2 protein-coding genes are annotated in these 787 nt (G+C 53.1%); both read right to left on the bottom strand.

The window, feature by feature from the left end; translation table 11 throughout:
* Window positions 1-138 precede the first annotated feature (138 nt).
* Entirely contained in the window at window positions 139-603 is a 465-nt protein-coding gene (locus ABD971_RS30285; protein ID WP_345327421.1) for a hypothetical protein, read from the bottom strand.
* Window positions 604-787 (bottom strand): hypothetical protein (locus tag ABD971_RS30280; protein WP_345327420.1); only part of this gene is annotated, 184 nt, incomplete at its 5' end.

Below are 787 nucleotides of genomic sequence, written 5' to 3'. Positions count from 1 at the left end.
CGGTTCGGCCAGTGCTAGCGATCGAGGTTCGAGGAACGCGTTTCGGTTGGTGCGATGAACGGTAGCCATCACCGGGCACGGAGAGTGATGTATCCATTTGTGAAAACGCGCAAGCCGTGCTCCGTGTGAATGGCTTGGTTATCCGATCAACTGATCGAGTTCAGACGTGTCATCCCAGTCATAATTTGCGTAAGCAAAATCTGAGTGCGTTACGACGCATATCTTACCGTTCTTGCAGAGGATTGAGACGCCGTGTTCCGGATCAATATCCGATGCGCCAACGAAGATGACATACGTGTCACTTGAATCGCGAAGGCGCGGGACAATTGCCGCATGGATGTCGATAGCAAAGTCCTCATCTTTCATGTCGTCGACTTCGTCGGAACCAAGGTACTCCAGTGCGTACTTGCGTGCAAGTTTCTCTGTCGACGGCAACCCTGTTCTTGCATACTGCTCCACGACTGCGACAGATTTCAATTGGGAAGCGGTTGGTGGTTCTGGTTCCTCGTCGCTTAAGACTCGTAACTCAAGTTCGGCGAAGTGTTCGGAATCGACGAGTGCAGTCCATGCTTCCTCGTCAGGGCACCACTGAAGTTTCGCCATTTAGAATTGCCTCTCTTTGGCGGAAGATGGATTGCAGTCGGATAACGGTGGCGATGTGCGGGCGGCGAACGGTGATTGAACCACTTTGAAAAAACGATGCCGCCGCTCCGTCACCATCGCATGGTTATCGCAGATCGCAGCAAGCATAAATCGAGCATGGTTGCAGTGGCGTTCCGCCCCGTGG

This window comes from Novipirellula rosea (assembly GCF_039541335.1).
Lineage (GTDB): Bacteria > Planctomycetota > Planctomycetia > Pirellulales > Pirellulaceae > Novipirellula > Novipirellula rosea.
The sequence above is the reverse complement of the archived record's forward strand: the minus strand, read 5'-3'. Positions and strand labels throughout refer to the sequence as shown.

Coding starts and splice junctions, on each gene's coding strand:
- ABD971_RS30285 (WP_345327421.1), bottom strand. CDS start 603: ATGGCGAAACTTCAGTGGTGCCCTGACGAGGAAGCATGGACTGCACTC.